This is a genomic window from Moraxella nonliquefaciens, from assembly GCF_001679005.1.
Classification (GTDB): domain Bacteria; phylum Pseudomonadota; class Gammaproteobacteria; order Pseudomonadales; family Moraxellaceae; genus Moraxella; species Moraxella nonliquefaciens.
This window is the reverse complement of record NZ_LXTW01000034.1, coordinates 1-18,691: the sequence shown is the minus strand read 5'-3', so window position 1 is coordinate 18,691 and position 18,691 is coordinate 1. Positions and strand designations below refer to the sequence as shown.

Sequence of the window (18,691 nt, the reverse complement as noted above, 5' to 3'; positions counted from 1 at the left end):
CTTTGAGCAATCTTGTATTGGTTTCGTTAAGTTTACGCTCCATTCGTCTAGAGGCCTAGGACATCGCCCTTTCACGGCGGTAACAGGGGTTCGAATCCCCTATGGAGTGCCACATTCTAAATCCCCAAGTCATCACTTGGGGATTTGTTGTTATGTCGGTAGGTTTTTCACTTTATGGCAAATTTCACCACGCATTTGACCGTTGCTGTCATCACCAGTACCGCCCTTGTTATGTTTGGCTTTTTGGGTGGGTTATTTGGGTTTGGTGCGGCAATTTTTTGTTTGATGATGGGGGTGATTGGTGGATTACTGCCTGATATTGACCTTGAAACATCCATTCCCGCCAAGCGTTTTTTTGTACTCATCTCTTTGTTTGTCGCTACGCTAAGTGCCATTTTGTATACCACTTATGAACCGACAGCCATACAGCTGACAGAGCGAGCATTTATGGTGTGGTGTGTGGTGTTTTTGGTCATGCGTTATGGTGTGATTGGACTATTTAACCATCTGACGGTGCACCGAGGTATGATACATTCGGTACCGTACATGGTCATGTGCGGACTGTTTGTGGTGCATGGGGCGTTTTATGGTTTTGGCATGACCGCCAAATTAAGCTGGCTTTTGGGGGGATTTTTGTTCATCGGAGCGATGGTGCATTTGGCATTAGATGAGTTATACAGCGTCAATGTGTTGGGTCTTAGACTCAAAAAATCAGCAGGCACGGCATTAAAGCTCTTTGAATCTAAAAAACCCTTACGCTATATCATACTCTATATCATCGTCCTGCTGTTGTTTTTGTATGCTCCTGAGCATCAGCCTGCTCTAAATAGCGTTCGTGTCTTGATACAGGCATGGATACAAAAATTTGCTCCCCATGCCATGTAAAAGCATGTTCATTCTATCAATCCATGCCCATTCAAGTCTGCCATGATGACAAATCAGTCATCAGATGATAAAATGCGTGATATGCTAACAGATGAATTTATCATGAATGATAATACTAACATGACCTATTATCCTGCACGCACTCTTGCCACACCCATCACTGCCACAGGCATCGGGCTGCACAGTGGCAAGCAAGTTCTGCTAACCTTGCGACCTGCCCCTATTGGTACAGGCATTGTTTTCATACGCACTGACCTTGACAATACCCCCATCCCCATGAACGCCATGTTCATCCAAGATACGATGATGTCATCAAATCTGGTGGCAGGTGATGTGCGAGTTGGCACGATAGAGCATTTACTCTCTGCGGTGTCAGCGTGTGGACTGGATAACTTGTATATAGAAGTCAATGCCCCTGAGATTCCGATTATGGACGGCTCGGCAGCACCCTTTTTGTTTTTGATTGATGAAGCAGGTGTGGCAGAACAGCCCGCTCCCAAGAGCTTTTTAAAAGTCAAAAAAACCGTACGTGTGAGCAATGAAGACAAATGGGCACAGCTTAGCCCTTATGATGATGGTTTTTTGATGGATTTTGAGATTGATTTTAATCATGCTGCCATCAAAGCGACCGAACAGACCACATCACTGGATTTTAATACCGCCAATTTTGCCCATGAAGTGGGTCAGGCCCGCACGTTTGGCTTTTTAAAGGATTTGGAGATGCTAAAAAAGCACAATCTTGCCTTAGGGGGCAGTATGGATAATGCTGTGGTGCTTGATGAGACATCGGTGGTTAATGGCACACTGCGTTATCCTAACGAATTTGTCCGCCATAAACTGTTGGATGCGGTGGGGGATTTGTTTGTCATTGGGCATAATATCATTGGTAAGTTTGATGCCTACAAATCAGGTCATGCCCTAAATAACATGCTCATTCGCACTGTACTGGCGGATGAGCATGCCTACGAAATTGTAACAAATTATGACAAAAACAGCTGTCCGATAGCGTTTATTTCACCCAAAAAACCTTTAAATGACAATGATGCTTAGAGATGGTCAGTTAAAGTTTGGTAAGCCTATGGAAAAATTTCGGTAATAAAGCCAAAAATTAATCAATATTCAGTGTAATAAAATAACAGCGAGTCAATCATGATTCGCTGTTGTATTGATGGGGGTTTTTGGATATTTTTTCGGATTTTTGATGATGGTTTTATAAAAATTTTGTGAATATTGGCGAATTTATTTACATAAACTTACAAAGAGCTTGCAAAAATCACCAATTTAAGAACGACCGTCATGCTTTGATGGCGGCTGTCTGAATGAGCTTGATGAAGGACGCCTGTAAACTTGGATTCTTGATGACAAGCTTAGCAGTCTGTGTTATAGTTTGCACCGTGTTTTCGCTTAATGGTTTTTCTTGGGTATTTTCTTGATTGGTAATTTGACCGCCAATCCGATGAATCTTGTGATTGACAATAACCTTTATTTTTGAAAACTGACCAAATGCTAAATGCCCATGCAGTGCCAACAGACATTCTTGATGTAGATAACGTACATGATTGGCGGCTGTGATTGTTGGTAGTGCTAAGGTGATTTTATCATCATGAGCATACACCACTTGTATCTGATTGCTAAGCTCGCCTAATACACTTGACAGTAGGGGAATGCACAGATTGGTTAAGTGGGTAAAGTAGGCAAGTTGTCTGCTAAGTTCTTTGGGAAGTTTCGCCCCTGCCGCCGCTTGTTTTTCGGTATAATTGGCAAGGTGGTTTGGAAAATGGGTTTTTAGATATAAATCATTACTCATCACGATACCTTTAAAAACTGACGGACATGGTGTCCAAGAGCTAAGTTTATCACGCCATCTGCTCAATGCCAATACCTTTGATTGAAATTGAGCTAAAAGGTACGTTCGGATGCGTATGGCATAAACCTGGGCTTTAACAAAACTAATCCATTTAACATCACTCATGTGAACAGGGGATGACACCACAGTATGACTGTGTCGTCGTGCATGATTGATGCGAGGCAATTTTATGAAAAAACTCTTTTGGTTAATGTCGGCAATTACCTTTACAATGGTCGGTGCAAATGCAGAAAGTGGCAGAATCACCATCTCATCTGCCAATGGTGAGCGTCAAATAGACATCATCGCACCATCTGTGTCCACTCAAACGCTAAGTAATGCTGAGCTTGACACTGCCATTAATGAGCTGGTGGGAGCATCACAAAGTAATTCTCGTCTGACCCAAGGGTTTAGCACCAATACCCAAGCACTCACCAACTTCTCAACAAGCAATCATGCAGGCAGTGCAGTTGCTGCTTTAAATGGCTCTGCCCCTGCCACCGCCGCCCGTTTGGCTGCCCGTGCCGCTCATGGCAGGAGTGTGGGTCGCTGTGCCATGTATGTGCGTAAGGCACTACAATCAGCTGGTTATAGTTTTACCCCTCAAACATCTGCCTATCAGTATGCCAATGGCACGCTTGCCAGTGCAGGTTTTACCCGCATTAATCATGACAACTATGAACCACAAATTGGCGACGTGGCGGTCTTTAATCGCACCAGTAAAAATCCGCACGGTCACATCCAAATCTATGATGGTAATCAGTGGGTATCAGATTTTCGCCAGCCCAATTTTAGCCCCTATCGCAACCATAATGGATACAGTGTATGGCGTGATACTCGCCACCTAGATGCTACGGCAAATACAGGCACAATGCTTGCGATGAACGAACAATAATCTAAGACAAAGGGCGATGTATTCGCTCTTTTTATTGGGTGCTTATGTTGGTTTATTTTAAAGGCAGGCGTGCCATGCGCTAAATAGGGTGTATTTGTACGCCCAGTCATGCGTTATATCAAAGCATTACGCCATGCCATAAGCTCATCTACGTCCTTGTTTATGCCATCTTTTAAATCTGCCAAGCTCTCATAATGACGCTCACCGTGTAGGTATTTTTTAAAAATCACGGTAAGTGTCATGCCATACAAATCACCTCTAAATTCAGGCAGATGCACCTCCAAGCGATAATCCGTGCCATTTACGCTGGGGCGTTTACCAACATTGACCGCTCCTAGTAGACTGCTCATGGTCTGCCCTTTGATGCCACCTCCTAAGACATATAAATCAATCATTTGACCGTCTTTATCCGCCAAAACATCTACCCCAAAAACTCCCTGTATAGCAGGTTTTAATCTGCCTAAGGCGACGTTGGCAGTTGGAAAATTAAGTGTACGCCCAATTTTGTCGCCATGTATCACTTGCCCTGTCATGGCATAATCCCGCCCAAGCATGATTTTGGCGGCATTTAAATCACCCTGTGCCAATGCTTCACGTACCGCCGTTGAGCTGATGCGTGCATTATCATGAGTAATGGTAGCAAGACTGTCTACACCAAATCCCAAATTCTGTAAAAAAACCTTATCACCTATACGGTCATGCCCAAAACGAAAATCATCACCAAGCACCAAATGCTGTGTGCCCAGTGTGGTCAAAAGCATGGCAAAGGCGTGGGCGGATAGGTGGCGAAAATCGTCATTAAAATCTGCCTTGATGATAAAATCTATGCCATGCTTATCTAGCAGAGCAACTTTTTCGGTGAAATTTGTCAAGCGAGCAGGGGGATTTTGTGGGTTAAAAAATTCCCTAGGCTGTGGTTCAAATACCATGACAGCTGTGGCAAGGGATTGATTTTTTGCATCTTTTTGTAGGGTTTGAAGCATCGCCTCATGACCCAAATGCACCCCATCAAAGTTACCAATGGTCAAGGCGTGTGGGGGTAGGGCGATGGGAATGTGTGGGTCTAGGTCAATGATTTGCATGAAAGTGAACAATGGGCGGACAAAGGGCATATTATAGGCGAAATTCATCATTTTTTCACAAAAAATTGCCATAAATTTGTTATGATGACCATCCCATGAATTTTTATCACCAATACCAAAGGCAGATACGCCCTATTTTTTGTAAAAATTGGCATAAAAGCCACGCTCCACTTACGCCCGATGGTAGGGGTGATTATTAATAATGCTCATCGCCCGATAAAGCTGTTCTATCAGCACCACTCGCACCAAAGGGTGGGGCAAGGTCAAATCCGACAGCGACCATTTAAAATCCGCCTGCGTTAGTACGTCCGCCGACACCCCGTCCGCCCCACCGATGACCAAAGCAATGTCAGCACCGTCTGTCATGGCACTTTCCAGACACCCAGCCAGACTTTGAGTAGAGAGCATGTTGCCTTTGACGTCCAGCACCCAGAGTTTTTCTTTGGGTAGGCGAGCAGATAAGATGGCTTGCCCTTCTTGACTTTTGTATTTTTCTATCTCAGCAGGCGATGGATTTTTGGTGCGTTTGGCAGGAGCTATCTCAATGATGTCAGTGCTTATCATTGGTTGGATGCGTTTGGTGTATTCGTCTGTGCCTGTTTGTACCCATGCAGGCATTTTGTGTCCGACACTTAGGATTCTTAATTTCATGGTATTTGTCAAAATGAAAAAGTGTATTATAAATAAAAATCACAAATAATTGGTAAAGTTTTATAAAATTTGTTATGCTAGGTTATTTAGCTTAGTGTGCCATGAAAGCCATCGGATGCCATTATGAACAGCTTGCCCAAGGTTTTTTGGTGCAACAAGGACTTACTATCATCACAACCAACTACACTGTATATGGTATGGGAGAGATTGATATTATCGCCTATCATGATGAACCACGGCAGGCAGGTGGGGTGTGTCCGACACTTGTATTTGTGGAGGTTAAAATGCGTCAGATGAATCCTAATGCTTACTATGGGCAAGCGATGGAGGCGGTAACGTGTGCTAAGCAAAAGAAAATCATAAAAACAGCTGAGCATTTTTTGGTCTATGGCGATGATTTTATACAAAAACTGGGGCTAACTGACAGTCAAAAACAAGCCTTGGCATGCCGATTTGACGTGATTGCCTTTGACGTGCCATCAAAATCACAAAAAGACAAAAAAAGTGGTGAAAATCAGACAAAAACCCATTGGCTAAAAAACGCCTTTTTGGTAGAATGAGACAATTAAATAGATTATCAAGAAAAGTCCATGTCTGCCAAAACGATTAAGAATTCATTATTAAGACCGTTTACATGCTTGATTGTGCCTGCCATGCTCCTTAGTGCCTGTGCCACACAAAATGCCAACAGCAATAATAACAGCGGTTATTATGGCGTGCCTGTCATGTATCGCACCCTCCCTGAGGTCATTAGTGATGAGGCCATTGAACGCACCAGTCATAAGAATCTGACCAATGTTCATGGTGTGAGTGAAAACAGCGTCCGCATTGGTATTGATAGTTTTCGCCGTGAGGTGTTGCTAACAGGTGAAGTGCCAAGCGAGCAGGTAAAAACAGACGTGGCAAATATGATCTCATCCATTCATGATGTTAAAAAAGTCTATAACTATCTGACGGTAACCGCCACGCCCAAAGCCCAAAGCCATACCTTGCATGAAAATTACCTAAAATCAAAAATCATTGCTAAAATCCTAGGAACAGGTGGCGTGCATCCTTCTCAATACAAGCTGGTAGTGCGTGATAACATGGCATATCTACTGGGATTTTTGACCGCCCAACAAGAGCAGACCATCATCAATACCATCGCATCGGTGCAGGGCATGGAGGGGGTGCGAGTGCTAACCACTCGTATTGATGGTGACGTATCACAGCTGAGCTTAACAGAAAATGCGGTTGTGAGCGAAAATAACTCACATGCAGAAGGCATGATGTACGGCGGTAATATAGAAAATAATACAGTAAATAACACAGAAAATACTGTCTATCCCAGCACCCCCAGCAGTTCCACGGCAACCACAAGCTATCCATACAGCATGTATCCTAACGCCCAAGACTTACAGACCTCATACCCATCCCAGTCAAGCATGCCCAAACCAAAGCCAACAACGCAGACACCGACAGGCGTCCATCACCCTAATGCTCCTGTAATATTTATGGATGGCAATCCAACATCAAGCTATGTCAATTTGTATAACAATACCAGCAGTCCTTAGTTGATAACCATGAATGATGAATTGTTACATTTTGGATGGGTGGTGTTGCAAAAGCACAAAATTTGGTATAATGGTTTTTGTAGTGAGACGTTTTTTATTGTTTTAGACCAATCACCACCATCCCAATAATCCATCAATCAATAATCCATCAATGATAGAGAATTTTATGAATGCAGATGACTTAATCGCCTTATTACGCCCCCATTTTCCTAACGCCGAGATTCAAGCGGTAAATCAAGGCAATAAATTTGAAGTGCTTATTGTTGATGATGGCTTTGATGGTAAACGTTTGGTACAACGCCAACAAGCAGTGTATGCCATTGCCAATCAGCACATCCAAAGTGGTGCCATGCACGCCTTGACCATTCACGCCTTGACCCATGCTGAATATCAAGCCCGCCAATCCTAACCAATTCAGCACCCAATGACCAAGATGCCACCTGTGTCATTGGGTATTTGTCGTTTTGTGGTGGGTATTTTTGAGCATGCCTAGCCTTTATCATATGACTTATGATTTAAAAATAGGTCAAAATAAACTCATCTAACAAAACGACCATCAAAACGACCATCAGTCTGTGTTTTTTATTACAAAACAGATACTTGCTTTGTTGTTATGTTGCCAAATGGCTATTTTATTATAGATATTAAAGCAGACACGCCCAACACAACCATTTTTAATAAATATTGATAGAGATCATCATGGATAAATTTAAAATCATTGGCAAAAGTCGCATCGCAGGAGAGGTTGCCATCTCTGGTTCAAAAAATGCCGCTCTGCCACTGCTTGCTGCCATGCTTCTGCCTAATGATGAGACAGTATTACACAACGTTCCTACACTAAAAGATACCGATACGCTTATAAAACTTATGAGTGGCATGGGTGTGAATGTCAAAAAGGAAGGCAATACCGTCATCGCAGATGCTCGCCATATCACCAATTACTATGCCCCCTATGAACTGGTGCGTACCATGCGTGCATCTATTTTGGTGCTGGGGGCATTGCTTGGGCGTTTTGGTGAAGCCGAAGTGTCGCTACCTGGGGGGTGTTCTATCGGTTCACGCCCTGTGGATCAGCACCTAAGGGCTTTTGAGGCGATGGGGGCGACCATCGTGGTAGAAAATGGCTATGTCAAGGCTCATGCACCAACAGGAGGGCGTTTGATGGGCTGTGATTTTACCTTTGATATGGTAACCGTTGGCGGCACCGAAAATGTCATTATGGCGGCAGCCCTTGCTCGTGGCACAACCCGCTTGCAAAACTGTGCCTGTGAGCCTGAGGTGGTTGATTTGGCAAATATGCTGGTTGCCATGGGGGCAAAGATTGATGGTATTGGTACGCCAACCATGATTATCAAAGGCGTGCAGAGTTTGCATGGCTGTGAGTATGGCGTGATAGCGGACCGCATTGAAACGGGCTCATATTTGGCAGGGGCTTTGATGAGTGAGGGGGATGTATTAACGACCAACACATCAGCCGAGCTGTTATACCCTGTATTAAACAAATTTGAGGCCATGGGAGCAACCATCACCACAGGCGATGACTGGATTCGTGCTGTGATGAAAGGCAGACCCAAAGCGGTGGACATTCGCACTCAGGTTCATCCTGGCTTTCCAACTGACATGCAAGCCCAACTCATGGCGATATGTTGTGTGGCAGATGGCACCAGCACCATCATTGAAAATATCTTTGAAAATCGCTTTATGCACGTTCCTGAACTCAATCGCATGGGGGCAAATATTCGCATTGATGGGCATACCGCCATTGTTACGGGTGTGGATTGTTTTATGCCTGCCCCTGTCATGGCGACTGATTTGCGTGCATCCATGTCGCTTGTTATGGCGGCGGCGTGTGCTGATGGCGAGAGTATCATTGACCGCATTTATCATATTGATAGAGGTTATGATAACGTTGAGAATAAACTGACCTCGCTTGGTGTGAATATTGAGCGGATTAAAAGTTAATGTTGTACTTATGAACACTAAGATGGTGCTAAAATAAAAAGATGATTTTTAGTGATTGTTTTATGTTGCATCTGGTCTATAAGTTAGGTAAGCACCGACCCAGATAGGTGTGAGATGATTTGCATCTTGTCTTTTTCTTTTTTGATGACATGCCACAGGCATTCGGCTTCATGATAGCCTTTGGTGAGCATGCCTAGCCATTGTTTATAGCGTCCGATGAGTCCGCTTTGGTTGTCGGTGTCATCATTTAAAAAGGTGATTTGGTAGGGAAGTAGCTCTGCCCATGTCAAGACTGTATCTCCATGTTCAATGCTTGCTACAAGGTCTGGGCGAGTTACCACTCCACGCCCCAGCATAAGATGGGGTGTGTTTGCCTGAATCATGCAGTTGTGGGCATCTTTGGCATGCCAAATCTCACCATTGGCAATGATGGGTAACCCAAGTTCGGTAAAGGGAGCGATTTTATCCCAATAAGCAGGTGGCTTATAGCCTTGTACTTTGGTGCGTGCGTGAATGGTAAGCCAGCTTGCGTTGGCAGATTTGACCGCTTGTCCGATATCGTGCATTTTACCCATATCGGCATAGCCCAAACGGATTTTGGCGGATACAGGAATGTGGGCAGGCACAGCCTTACGTACGGCAGAGATGATGGTGTGTAGCGTATCAGGCTCATCAAGCAGTACCGAACCGCCTTTGTGGTGATTGACCGTTTTGGCAGGGCAACCAAAGTTTAAGTCAATTGCACACGCCCCAAGCGATACCGCCGTAACCGCACTTTGACTCATGGTTTTAGGGTTATTGCCTAAAAGCTGAACATGTATGGGCGTGCCATTTGTGGTTTTGCCATTTGTGTACAGCTCTGGCACATATTTATAAAACACATGGGCAGGCAAAGGATAATGCGTAACACGGATAAACTCACTCACTGACCAATCATAAGGTCGCCCCAAATCGTGGGCAATTTGCGTTAAAATCTGTCGCATGAGTGGGTCAGTCAAGCCCTCCATGGGGGCAAGCAGGCGGACAGGTTTGGCGAACAAATGGGCAAAAGTATTCATGTTGGCAGTTTTAGTCCATTGGCAAGACTGATGGCTTTTTGTTCATCACCTTTTATGAGTATCTCTAAGGCATCTATGCCATATTCTATCGTCCTGTCTATACAAATACGGTCATCACTGCTGGGTTTTGAGAGTACCCAACCGCTTACCATGGATGAATGAGTGGGTCTGCCAATACCAACACGCAGCCGCCAAAAATCTGCCCCAATGTGTGGTATGATGTCCTTTAAGCCGTTATGTCCACCATGTCCACCTCCTTTTTTAAGACGTAGACTGCCTGCTGATATGTCCAGTTCATCATGGGCGATGAGTATCTCATGGGGGGCGATATTGTAGAATTTGGCAAGGGGAGCAACCGCCAGTCCTGAACGGTTCATGAATGTACTTGGGGTCAGTAGACGAATGTCTTGCCCAACTATCGTGCCACGCCCAACACTACCGTGAAATTTTTTATCATAGGTGAGCATGATGCCAAATTTATCAGACAAAGCATCCACAAACCAAAATCCTGCATTGTGGCGAGTGTCTTTATATTCTGCTCCAACATTGCCCAAACCGACGATGAGTTTTATCATGATTGTCCCCATGGATGATGAAATAAACAAAAAGCCAATAGATGAACCATTGGCTTTTGTTATAAGTAACGGCTTATTCGACGTCTGTATCCTTGTCAGATTCGCTTTCGCCGACTGTTTGGATTGTTGTTTCTTCGGTTTCGCTTACTGCTTCTTCATCGTCGGTAGGCATGGTTGGTGCTTGTACGCTAACCACTACACGGTCAGTAGCGTTGCTGTCAAGCTCAACGATGGTGATGCCATCAGCAAGTTTGATGTCAGAGAAGCGAAGCAGATCGCCGATTTCCAGATCAGTAACATCCACCTCAATGGCTTCTGGCAATTGGCGTGGCAAGCAGTTGATATTTAGTTCGGTTACGTTGGTTTGTAGGACGCCGCCTGCTTTAACGCCTTTGGCAGTGCCAGTATAATGCACAGGAACAGTAAAGTGCATGGTTTGACCACGAACAACACGTTGAAAATCTACGTGTAACGGAGTGCCCTTTGCAGGATGACGTTGTAAGGCTTTAATGATAACTTCTTCGTTTTCGCTGTCATCTAGTGCCAGTGTGGTTACGCTTGAAAAGAAGCTCTCATCTTGGATGGCTTTTACCAATTCATTTAGCTTGACGCTTACAGACAGTGGCTTGGCATCACCGCCATATACGATGGCAGGGATTAGGTTGGCTTTACGCAGGCGGCGGCTCGAACCTTTGCCCTGCTCATCGGTAGTGCGTGCTACCGCATTTAGAGTATAGCTCATAAGGATTTCCTATATAAAGGCGACAAAAATGATGATTTTCGACCAATCATCACACAAAAGTGCAAAATAGCTAGCTATTATAAAATAATTCTTCTGATATGACAAGTGATTTTTTAAAGTCGGTCAGAGCATTAGTGAGTTGGTGATGATTCTTTAAAATTGGCGATGATTCTTTAAAATTGGTGAGTATTTTGATGAGTCATCCCTATTTGCAAATGAATTTAATTTTGTTATAATCCTTGGGTTACTTTTTGTTAAATAATGTAAGGAGTGTGTCATGGATGCTGTAACAACAGGTGGAGCTGGTGTATGGATTGCATTGTCAATTTATTTTTTGGGCATGGTTGCCATTGGTGTGTATGCCTATTTTAAACAAAAAAATGACGTTGAGGGTTACATGCTTGGCGGACGCAACTTATCGCCTGCGGTAACGGCATTATCAGCAGGGGCATCGGACATGTCTGGCTGGCTACTGCTTGGTCTGCCCGGTTATATGTACTCATCAGGAATGGTGAGTTTATGGATAGCAGGCGGGCTTACAATAGGGGCATTCGCCAATTATCTGCTGGTCGCCCCACGCCTGCGTGTGTATACTGAGGTGGCAGGTAACGCCGTTACTTTACCTGACTTTTTTGCCAACCGTTTTGATGATAAAACGCACCTACTTCGCATGGCATCCGCCATCGTGATTATCATATTCTTTACCGTCTATACGGCAGCAAGTTTGGTCGGAGGTGGTAAGCTTTTTGAAAGCTCACTGGGGCTTGATTATGGTTTGGGTCTTTGGGTAACAGCGGGTGTGGTCGTGGCGTATACACTCTTTGGTGGATTTTTGGCGGTATCCTTGACCGACTTTGTCCAAGGGGTGATTATGCTCATCGCCATGCTACTTGTGCCATTTGTTGCCTTCAATGAAATCGGTGGCATCAGTGCTGGCATGGATGTGGCACATGCTGTCAATCCTGAGTTGTTTAATGTCATGAGTGGTGTGAGTGTCATGGGAGCGATTTCGCTGGCAGCATGGGGTTTGGGTTATTTTGGGCAACCACACATTATCGTGCGGTTCATGGCGATTCGCTCGGTGAAAGACGTGCCTGTGGCCTGTGGCATTGGCATGAGTTGGATGATATTGAGTTTGATAGGGGCTTTATTGGTTGGTGTGTCGGGCGTGGCGTATATCCACAATAAGGGCATGAACCTAAATGACCCCGAGACGATTTTCTTGGTATTCTCACAGCTTTTGTTTCATCCACTTATCAGCGGTTTCTTGTTGGCGGCGATATTGGCAGCGATTATGAGTACCATATCCAGTCAGCTGTTGGTGGTGTCAAGTTCATTGACCCGTGATGTATATAAGCTGTTTTTGGACAAAGAAGCATCTCAATCTCGTCAGGTCATGGTCGGACGCATTTCGGTGGTGTTGGTGGCGATGCTTGCAATCATGTTGGCAGGAGACAAAGACAGCTCGGTATTACAGATGGTTTCGCATGCATGGGCAGGTTTTGGGGCGGCGTTTGGCCCTTTGGTAATACTCTCGCTCATGTGGAGACGCATGAATTATCAAGGAGCGTTGGCGGGCATGGTTGTTGGGGCATTGACTGTTATTATTTGGGTGTATGGGGGTATTGAGATTGGTGGGGCGCCTGCCAATGATGCCATTTATTCCATCATGCCCGGATTTGTGTTTAGTGCCATCGCCACTGTGGTGGTATCACTCATGACAGCACCGCCTAGCACCAAGATTATGGCTGAGTTTGATGACATGCAACGTCAATTAAAGGCCTAAAAATCGGCATTTTAAAAACCCTAAAAGCTGATCGGCTTTTGGGGGTTTTTCTTCATTTACCCAAAAAATAAAAACCTAAATTCAAGTAAGGCGGGCATGGGATGTTTTAAACACCAAAACGGACTGTAAATTAATGGTTTATTCTAAAAAATATCGTATGATGAATATGTGCCATATGCTATGGCGTTAAAAAATGTTACAATATTCTTATAAAAATATTTAAAAAAATGATTATACTAAAATGTATTTTTAAAAAATAAACAGCCAACCATAAAAATAAAGGTATGTTATGCCCCAAAGACCTTATGATAAACCAGTCAGTCGTGAACAAAAGATTCGTACATCATCAGGACTTATCAGTCTGCTTTGGATGTTTGTGGGAGCACTGATTGCTGTCATGATAGGATTTTTCTTATATTTGTCTCCTTTATTTGATGGCTTTAAGACCGACGTTGAGGTCAATGCACCCGTTAAGGTTGAGCCGCTGCCCCAAACAAACACACCCGATGATTTTGAGTTTTATGAAGTTTTGCCAACTCGTGAATTCCAAACAGGCAAGAGCATGACAGATATTGAAAGTGCCAAGCAAGGTGATGAGCTAATAACAAAACCCGATGTCGCACCTGATGCTGTGGTTGTCTTTGAGCAAAGTGATGCAACCAAACCCAAGCAAGAGAATGTATCAGCAGGGCAGACTGATGCTGTGCTTATCACAGAAGAAGAGCTGACCTATGATGACGTACATGATCATGTGGGAGACAGTATTCATATCACAGCACCCAATAACAGCTACTACATCTTGCAGATTCGCAGTTATGACAGCCCTGATGAAGCTGACCGCATGCGTGCTGAGGTCATGATGTCAGGGGTGAATGCCCGAGTTGTCAAGCGTGTTGATGATGGCGTGGCATTGTATCAAGTCATCTCTGATGTTATGCATTCCAAAGAAGAGGCCATTTTTACCAGTAGAAAATTAAGCAGTCATGGCATAGATTCGCTTGTGGTAGAGCAAAGGCGTTGAGTGTTGGGAGTGTTGCTAAAAAAACACCGCTTGTTAAATGTGAGGGCAGGCGGTGTTGTGTTTTTGGTTGGTATTGTCATTGCTGGGTGTCGGTAGCATCAGCGGTGGTGTTGGTTTGTGGGGCTTCGTCAGTTGCCTTAGGCTCTGCCTCTGGTGTTGTCTCTGTGGTGGTGGGAGCGACCGTGCCTGTTGCTCCGCCAACATTGCCCATGGTAGGCTGTCCGTGGTCATCAAATCTTATCTCTTCTGATTTTGGAGCGTTGGCGATGGCATTGCTTTTGGCTTCTTCTAGCTTATCCACAGCCTTTGGATGGTTATGACCGCCACAGGCACTAAGAAGTAAACTGGTGCTGATGATGGCGGTAAATAATTTGGCTTTCATAAGAACTCCTAAGAGATGACTATTTAAATGGTGCTATTATGCCACAAATGGTAGGGCATTGACAATTATCATAGTAAATCTGACCATTTGTGATTTGAGCGATTGCCTTTTGTGTGTGTTAAATCACTGATTTTGGATTTACTAATCCAGACTTTCTAGGCGAATACGTACCACAGGTTCAGTAACCGCACTAAGAGCTTCTATCTCTTTGATGGCTTTGTTCATCCTTGATTCAAGCACAGGCAAAGTTAAGATAATGACAGGCACCAGCCCTGATTTGTGGGCATCACGTTGCATGATGGCATCAATGTTAATGCCATTTTCACTTAAAATGCGAGTGGTGTCAGCCAGTACACCCAGTTCATCTTTGACGGTCAAGCGTAGATAGTAGCCACAGGTCATCTCATCGCCAGATAAAATGCGAGTGTCGGAGAGTTCTTCGGGCACAAATGCCAAATGTGGCACATCGCTTGGAGTGTTGGCATTGATGACATAAATTAAGTCCATGACATCTGCCATAACCGCCGATGCTGTCGCTCCTGCACCTGCCCCATCGCCATAATAAAGCGACTGCCCCAGTGGGTGAGCATCCACCATGACGGCATTTTTTACGCCGTTGACATTGGCAAGTAGGGTGCTGTTGGGGATAAGCGTAGGGTGTACACGCAGTTCAAAGCCATGTTCACGACGAAACGCAAAACCTAGGTGCTTGATGGTGTAGCCAAGTTCTTTGGCATAAATCACATCTTGTAAATTAATCTTAGTAATGCCCTCACAGTACACTTTGTTAAATTGCAAGGGAATGCCAAAGGCAATCGATGCCAACAAAGATAATTTGTGGGCGGCATCAATACCCTCAACATCAAAAGTGGGGTCAGCTTCGGCATAGCCTAGGGCTTGGGCTTCTTTTAATACATCACCAAAACGACGGTTTTTTTGTTGCATTTCGGTTAAGATAAAATTACCTGTACCGTTGATGATGCCCGCTACCCAGTCCACTTTATTGGCGGCTAGGGCTTCACGGATGATTTTGATGATGGGAATGCCACCTGCCACCGCCGCTTCATAACGCACCTGCACACCATGTTTTTCAGCAAGCCCAAAAATTTCATTGCCATGCTCAGCAAGCAGGGCTTTATTGGCGGTAACAACGTGTTTTTTGTGTTTGATGGCATGAATGATGACATCTTTGGCAACAGTTTTACCGCCAATGACTTCAATGACAATGTCCACATCATCATCAGAGGCGATTGCCATCAAGTCATCACTTTGTTTGATGATGGGGTCAATGTCATCTCGCTGTCGCCTTGTGCCAACATGAGTGATACAAACGTCATGACCGCTACGGCGAGACAGCTCAATGGCGTTATCTTTTAGCAGGTTGACCACGCCTGTACCAACCGTACCCAAACCCAAAACCGCAATATTAATTTTATCTTTCATGAATGCCCCAACTGGTTATCTATAACAAAAATTGACGGTAAAAACCAATTGCTTAACTTATCATAAGTTTGTGGCTTATGCTAGGGGTTTGTAAAAATTTTTAAGAGTTTTGTCAAAATTATTTGTAAAAATTATCCCAAACAAAATGGAGCTTGATGAGCGTGGTGTTATTTTTAGGCTTTTATTAAGCCTTTTTGATTGATTGTTGATTGATTTTTTAAATCAGTCCAAATCACCGATTGGCAATGGCTTGTTTGGCAAGCTCAGCCGATGGTAGATAGCCCCCAAGCTGTTGTCCATTTTCAGCAAAGACAGCAGGAGTGCCTGATACACCTAATCTCTGACCCAGTGCCATGTGTTTGCGTACAGGATTATCACAGCTTGAAGCAGTGATATTTTTGCCTTTTTTGGCATCGGTTAGAGCGGCTTGACGGTCGCTGCTGCACCATACACGTTCTGTGAGTCCAACCATAGAATCACCACGAGGCCATGCTAAATAACGCACTTCAATGCCAGCGGCATTGGTTTGGTCAATCTCTTTATGTAGGAGCTGACAATACTGGCAGGTAGGGTCTGAAAACACATAGATGGATGCTTTGGTTTCGCCTTTGGCAGGGAATACAATCATCTCGGATTTGTCCACGGCTTGTAGTTCAGAGACGACCGCTTTTGACATCATGGCACTGCTGATGTCCACAGGTCCGCCATCGCCTAATTTCATGACCGCACCTTGTATGACATAAGTACCTGTTTTATCAACAAAAAATGGTGAAAAACCATCCAAAGTCGCCCAATACATCTCAGGCATGTCAGTTAAAATGACAGATTGAACCTGAGCGTTTAGACCTGAGTTGTTTAGGTTGTTTTGTAGGGCAAGGGCGACATCGGGCTGATGATTGGGGTCATCATTGTGGGCAGGGGCATTGTTTATTGGCTCGGCATTTGCCCCTTGGGTTTGGTCTGAGGTGGCTGTTGTATTGTCTGTGTTGGTACTGCTGTTTTGGTTGCATCCAACAAGCAGTAAGGCGGTCATGATGAGCGTTAGGGCGATAGATGGGGTTGGGGTGATAGATGGGTGAAGTTTGATGGTCATGATGATAAACGATAATGATAATAAGGAAAAATGGTTCATTATACCAAATTTTTCCATGTTTTACTAGGATGTGCTTGTCTTTTGTATTTATCATGTGCATTTTTCATGAAAATCTTCAAATAAAAAGCAGAATACTCATTATTTTACGCACCATTTTACTCACTTTTGGTTTTTACAAATCCCTAGTGTGGCAGATGATGCGTTGGATGGGATGATTGGGTGCTGATTATCAAAAAATATTCACGTTGTTGTGTTAAAATAGTTCTTTTGCAACACCATATTTATAAATTGGACTAAAACTGGGGCAAACATGGCAGGCAGTTTACTTATACTATTAGATGATATCGCAACGGTGCTAGATGATGTCTCGGTGCTGACCAAAGTCGCCGCCAAAAAAACAGCGGGCGTGTTGGGTGATGATTTGGCATTAAACGCTCAGCAGGTAACGGGCGTGCGTGCTGACCGTGAGCTTGCGGTGGTGTGGGCGGTGGCAAAAGGGTCATTTATCAATAAGTGCATCCTTGTCCCTGCTGCTCTTGGCATGAGTGCGATGGCAGCATGGCTTATTACACCTTTGTTGATGATTGGAGGCTTATTTTTGTGCTATGAAGGTTCTGAAAAAGTCATTCATAAATTTGCCCCCAAACTCTTGCCCCATGAGTCAGATGGTGAGAAAATTCATGAGGCACATCTAAAAGCCAACGCCAATGATGAGGATTTGGTGGCATTGGAGAGAGATAAAGTCAAAGGGGCAATCGCTACTGACTTTATCTTATCAGCAGAGATTGTGGTCATCTCGCTTGGAACAATGACACAGACAACCTTTATGTCCAAAGCGTTGGCACTTTCTGCCATTGCTGTTGTGATGACGGTGGGCGTGTACGGACTGGTGGCGGTGATTGTCAAGATGGATGATGTGGGGATGCACTGGGTGGCACAACCTGACCCAATCAAACAAAAAATGGGCAATTGGTTGCTTGGTTTTGCCCCTTTGCTGATGAAATTCTTGTCTGTTGCAGGCACACTTGCCATGTTTTTGGTTGGTGGTGGCATTTTGGTGCATGGTGTGGACATGCTTCATCATCAAGCCGAGCATTTATCACATTTATCGGGGGTGTTTGCTGGTCTGACCCAGATGATTTATCATGGCATGGTGGGTTTTATTGCTGGTTGTGTTGCCCTGATGGGGGTGGTGTTATTTAAGAAAATTAAGACATGAACGCTTGTATTTACGGTGGATATTTGTTATAATCGGCAGGTTTTGTAAAAACACCTTGTTCCAATTTGAGCTGATGCCTACGCCAAGACCGTACCAGCTAATTATAACATACAGCCAAATTGATGCCTTAGCTGTCTTGATAATCGGAGTAACCCATGCCTTCTGTAAAGGTCAAAGAAAACGAACCTGTTGACATTGCCATTCGTCGCTTTAAACGTGCTTGTGAAAAAGCAGGCGTTTTGGCTGATGTACGCAAAAAAGAATTCTACGAAAAACCAACCCAAGAGCGTAAGCGTAAAAAAGCCGCTGCGGTCAAGCGTTACAAGAAAAAAGTATGGCGTGAGCAAGCACGTACCGTACGTAAATACTAATCGCATGTAAAAGCCCATTGGTATTTTGCCACAAAAAGCATTCATCAATGAAACATACCCAAAAGTAAGATTTGGACAGTGTTTCAAAATTGAATGCTTTTTTATCCCCACCGCCGTAAACCTGCGA

At 44.2% G+C, this 18,691-nt stretch carries 20 protein-coding genes and 1 tRNA gene; 12 read left to right on the top strand and 9 right to left on the bottom strand.

Features of this window, described 5'->3' with window-relative positions; translation table 11 throughout:
* The first annotated feature begins 36 nt into the window (after positions 1–36).
* The 3 genes from A7456_RS09865 to lpxC all read left to right on the top strand — a co-directional run bounded on the left by A7456_RS09865 (position 37) and on the right by lpxC (position 1,935).
* A tRNA-Glu gene (locus A7456_RS09865) sits at positions 37–112 on the top strand.
* Between the two features lie 62 nt (positions 113–174).
* On the top strand, positions 175–885 hold the full coding sequence (locus A7456_RS09860; RefSeq protein WP_066888524.1) for a metal-dependent hydrolase: 711 nt from the start codon (positions 175–177) through the stop codon (positions 883–885).
* 120 nt (positions 886–1,005) lie between these two features.
* The gene (gene lpxC, locus A7456_RS09855; RefSeq protein WP_067010329.1) at positions 1,006–1,935 is read left to right on the top strand and encodes a UDP-3-O-acyl-N-acetylglucosamine deacetylase; all 930 of its coding nucleotides are present in this window, start codon (positions 1,006–1,008) and stop codon (positions 1,933–1,935) included.
* A gap of 244 nt (positions 1,936–2,179) precedes the next feature.
* Here the strand turns inward: lpxC and A7456_RS09850 are convergent, their stop codons facing one another.
* Positions 2,180–2,692, bottom strand: a complete 513-nt coding sequence (locus A7456_RS09850) for a hypothetical protein (RefSeq protein WP_067010207.1) — start codon at positions 2,690–2,692, stop codon at positions 2,180–2,182.
* Positions 2,693–2,921: 229 nt separating this feature from the next.
* Here A7456_RS09850 and A7456_RS09845 point away from each other — a divergent pair, with 229 nt between their 5' ends.
* Positions 2,922–3,626: a CHAP domain-containing protein gene (locus A7456_RS09845; RefSeq protein ID WP_067010204.1), complete on the top strand. Its 705-nt coding sequence runs from the start codon at positions 2,922–2,924 to the stop codon at positions 3,624–3,626.
* A gap of 113 nt (positions 3,627–3,739) precedes the next feature.
* Here the strand turns inward: A7456_RS09845 and ribF are convergent, their stop codons facing one another.
* Together ribF and rlmH are read right to left on the bottom strand one after the other, a co-directional pair.
* Positions 3,740–4,759 carry a bifunctional riboflavin kinase/FAD synthetase gene (gene ribF / locus A7456_RS09840; RefSeq protein ID WP_227713283.1) on the bottom strand — a complete coding sequence of 340 codons (1,020 nt, stop codon included), beginning with the start codon at positions 4,757–4,759 and terminating at the stop codon, positions 3,740–3,742.
* A gap of 120 nt (positions 4,760–4,879) precedes the next feature.
* Positions 4,880–5,359: a 23S rRNA (pseudouridine(1915)-N(3))-methyltransferase RlmH gene (gene rlmH / locus A7456_RS09835; RefSeq protein WP_067010201.1), complete on the bottom strand. Its 480-nt coding sequence runs from the start codon at positions 5,357–5,359 to the stop codon at positions 4,880–4,882.
* A 101-nt stretch (positions 5,360–5,460) separates the two neighbouring features.
* Between rlmH and A7456_RS09830 the strand changes: the two genes are divergently transcribed.
* From A7456_RS09830 to murA, 4 genes are all read left to right on the top strand, one after another.
* The gene (locus A7456_RS09830) at positions 5,461–5,919 is read left to right on the top strand and encodes a YraN family protein (RefSeq protein ID WP_067010198.1); all 459 of its coding nucleotides are present in this window, start codon (positions 5,461–5,463) and stop codon (positions 5,917–5,919) included.
* Between the two features lie 30 nt (positions 5,920–5,949).
* A complete protein-coding gene (locus A7456_RS09825; protein ID WP_067010195.1) occupies positions 5,950–6,912 on the top strand; it encodes a BON domain-containing protein in 963 nt (320 codons plus the stop codon).
* A 166-nt stretch (positions 6,913–7,078) separates the two neighbouring features.
* On the top strand, positions 7,079–7,321 hold the full coding sequence (locus A7456_RS09820; RefSeq protein WP_066888514.1) for a BolA family protein: 243 nt from the start codon (positions 7,079–7,081) through the stop codon (positions 7,319–7,321).
* A 290-nt stretch (positions 7,322–7,611) separates the two neighbouring features.
* Complete coding sequence (murA, locus tag A7456_RS09815) at positions 7,612–8,874, top strand: UDP-N-acetylglucosamine 1-carboxyvinyltransferase (RefSeq protein WP_066892269.1); 1,263 nt, start codon at positions 7,612–7,614, stop codon at positions 8,872–8,874.
* Positions 8,875–8,957: 83 nt separating this feature from the next.
* Here the strand turns inward: murA and A7456_RS09810 are convergent, their stop codons facing one another.
* The 3 genes from A7456_RS09810 to A7456_RS09800 form a co-directional block, all read right to left on the bottom strand.
* Positions 8,958–9,932 carry a tRNA dihydrouridine synthase gene (locus A7456_RS09810; protein WP_066892267.1) on the bottom strand — a complete coding sequence of 325 codons (975 nt, stop codon included), beginning with the start codon at positions 9,930–9,932 and terminating at the stop codon, positions 8,958–8,960.
* Positions 9,929–10,510, bottom strand: a complete 582-nt coding sequence (pth, locus tag A7456_RS09805) for an aminoacyl-tRNA hydrolase (RefSeq protein WP_082995569.1) — start codon at positions 10,508–10,510, stop codon at positions 9,929–9,931. The genes A7456_RS09810 and pth overlap by 4 nt, the downstream gene beginning before the upstream one ends.
* A 70-nt stretch (positions 10,511–10,580) precedes the next feature.
* Positions 10,581–11,249, bottom strand: coding sequence for a 50S ribosomal protein L25/general stress protein Ctc (locus A7456_RS09800; RefSeq protein WP_066892262.1), 669 nt, complete (start codon positions 11,247–11,249; stop codon positions 10,581–10,583).
* Positions 11,250–11,526: 277 nt separating this feature from the next.
* On the opposite strand from A7456_RS09800, the gene putP reads away from it, so the two are divergent.
* Complete coding sequence (putP, locus tag A7456_RS09795) at positions 11,527–13,035, top strand: sodium/proline symporter PutP (RefSeq protein ID WP_067010189.1); 1,509 nt, start codon at positions 11,527–11,529, stop codon at positions 13,033–13,035.
* Positions 13,036–13,324: 289 nt separating this feature from the next.
* Positions 13,325–14,056 carry an SPOR domain-containing protein gene (locus tag A7456_RS09790; RefSeq protein WP_067010186.1) on the top strand — a complete coding sequence of 244 codons (732 nt, stop codon included), beginning with the start codon at positions 13,325–13,327 and terminating at the stop codon, positions 14,054–14,056.
* A 76-nt stretch (positions 14,057–14,132) separates the two neighbouring features.
* On the opposite strand, the gene A7456_RS09785 is transcribed toward A7456_RS09790, so the two are convergent.
* The 3 genes from A7456_RS09785 to A7456_RS09775 all read right to left on the bottom strand — a co-directional run bounded on the left by A7456_RS09785 (position 14,133) and on the right by A7456_RS09775 (position 17,013).
* The gene (locus A7456_RS09785) at positions 14,133–14,438 is read right to left on the bottom strand and encodes a hypothetical protein (RefSeq protein ID WP_066892253.1); all 306 of its coding nucleotides are present in this window, start codon (positions 14,436–14,438) and stop codon (positions 14,133–14,135) included.
* Between the two features lie 141 nt (positions 14,439–14,579).
* Positions 14,580–15,881, bottom strand: a complete 1,302-nt coding sequence (locus A7456_RS09780; protein ID WP_066888498.1) for a homoserine dehydrogenase — start codon at positions 15,879–15,881, stop codon at positions 14,580–14,582.
* Positions 15,882–16,113: 232 nt separating this feature from the next.
* Complete coding sequence (locus A7456_RS09775; RefSeq protein ID WP_158512520.1) at positions 16,114–17,013, bottom strand: DsbC family protein; 900 nt, start codon at positions 17,011–17,013, stop codon at positions 16,114–16,116.
* A gap of 271 nt (positions 17,014–17,284) precedes the next feature.
* On the opposite strand from A7456_RS09775, the gene A7456_RS09770 reads away from it, so the two are divergent.
* On the top strand, positions 17,285–18,193 hold the full coding sequence (locus A7456_RS09770) for a DUF808 domain-containing protein (RefSeq protein WP_066892247.1): 909 nt from the start codon (positions 17,285–17,287) through the stop codon (positions 18,191–18,193).
* A 155-nt stretch (positions 18,194–18,348) separates the two neighbouring features.
* A complete protein-coding gene (gene rpsU, locus A7456_RS09765) occupies positions 18,349–18,564 on the top strand; it encodes a 30S ribosomal protein S21 (RefSeq protein WP_062499344.1) in 216 nt (71 codons plus the stop codon).
* Positions 18,565–18,691: the final 127 nt, after the last annotated feature.

Coding starts and splice junctions, on each gene's coding strand:
- lpxC (WP_067010329.1), top strand. CDS start 1,006: ATGACCTATTATCCTGCACGCACTCTTGCCACACCCATCACTGCCACA.
- rlmH (WP_067010201.1), bottom strand. CDS start 5,359: ATGAAATTAAGAATCCTAAGTGTCGGACACAAAATGCCTGCATGGGTA.
- A7456_RS09790 (WP_067010186.1), top strand. CDS start 13,325: ATGCCCCAAAGACCTTATGATAAACCAGTCAGTCGTGAACAAAAGATT.
- murA (WP_066892269.1), top strand. CDS start 7,612: ATGGATAAATTTAAAATCATTGGCAAAAGTCGCATCGCAGGAGAGGTT.
- A7456_RS09780 (WP_066888498.1), bottom strand. CDS start 15,881: ATGAAAGATAAAATTAATATTGCGGTTTTGGGTTTGGGTACGGTTGGT.
- A7456_RS09770 (WP_066892247.1), top strand. CDS start 17,285: ATGGCAGGCAGTTTACTTATACTATTAGATGATATCGCAACGGTGCTA.
- ribF (WP_227713283.1), bottom strand. CDS start 4,759: ATGATGAATTTCGCCTATAATATGCCCTTTGTCCGCCCATTGTTCACT.
- A7456_RS09850 (WP_067010207.1), bottom strand. CDS start 2,692: ATGAGTAATGATTTATATCTAAAAACCCATTTTCCAAACCACCTTGCC.
- A7456_RS09825 (WP_067010195.1), top strand. CDS start 5,950: ATGTCTGCCAAAACGATTAAGAATTCATTATTAAGACCGTTTACATGC.
- A7456_RS09810 (WP_066892267.1), bottom strand. CDS start 9,932: ATGAATACTTTTGCCCATTTGTTCGCCAAACCTGTCCGCCTGCTTGCC.
- A7456_RS09830 (WP_067010198.1), top strand. CDS start 5,461: ATGAAAGCCATCGGATGCCATTATGAACAGCTTGCCCAAGGTTTTTTG.
- A7456_RS09800 (WP_066892262.1), bottom strand. CDS start 11,249: ATGAGCTATACTCTAAATGCGGTAGCACGCACTACCGATGAGCAGGGC.
- putP (WP_067010189.1), top strand. CDS start 11,527: ATGGATGCTGTAACAACAGGTGGAGCTGGTGTATGGATTGCATTGTCA.
- rpsU (WP_062499344.1), top strand. CDS start 18,349: ATGCCTTCTGTAAAGGTCAAAGAAAACGAACCTGTTGACATTGCCATT.
- A7456_RS09820 (WP_066888514.1), top strand. CDS start 7,079: ATGAATGCAGATGACTTAATCGCCTTATTACGCCCCCATTTTCCTAAC.
- A7456_RS09845 (WP_067010204.1), top strand. CDS start 2,922: ATGAAAAAACTCTTTTGGTTAATGTCGGCAATTACCTTTACAATGGTC.
- A7456_RS09785 (WP_066892253.1), bottom strand. CDS start 14,438: ATGAAAGCCAAATTATTTACCGCCATCATCAGCACCAGTTTACTTCTT.
- A7456_RS09775 (WP_158512520.1), bottom strand. CDS start 17,013: ATGAACCATTTTTCCTTATTATCATTATCGTTTATCATCATGACCATC.
- A7456_RS09860 (WP_066888524.1), top strand. CDS start 175: ATGGCAAATTTCACCACGCATTTGACCGTTGCTGTCATCACCAGTACC.